The 386-nt window shown below is 69.2% G+C and carries 1 pseudogene; it reads left to right on the forward strand.

What is annotated here, in order from left to right:
• Positions 1–150: 150 nt before the first annotated feature.
• A pseudogene (locus GPA27_RS28705) lies at positions 151–386 on the forward strand (1-acyl-sn-glycerol-3-phosphate acyltransferase); the annotation flags it as partial.

Consider the following 386-nt stretch of genomic DNA (forward strand, 5'->3'; position numbering starts at 1 on the left):
GTGCAGGACGACGCGCTCGCCAGCCAAGGCAAACACACGCCGTTCTCGGGCTACGAGCTGCCCGGCCGCGTGCGCATGACCCTGGTCGGCGGACAGGTCGCTTTTGACCGCAGCTGAGACGGCGCGACGCTGCGATAGCGAGGCCCGGCCGTGAAGTTCCTGCGCGCCAGCTGGCGCCTCTTGCGGCTGCTGGGTCACATCGCCAAGGGCCTGTGGATTGTGGCGCTGCGGTTTCCGTCGCTGTCGCCGGACCAGCAACACGCCCGCGTGCAGGTGTGGTCGCTGGAGCTGCTGGCCCATGCGGGCATCAGCCTGCGCATCCTGGGGCAGCCCCCGGTGACTGGCCCGGTGATGCTGGTGGCCAACCACATCTCGTGGCTCGACAT

Origin of the sequence: Aromatoleum toluolicum, from assembly GCF_012911005.2 — a bacterium.
Classification (GTDB): Bacteria; Pseudomonadota; Gammaproteobacteria; order Burkholderiales; family Rhodocyclaceae; genus Aromatoleum; species Aromatoleum toluolicum.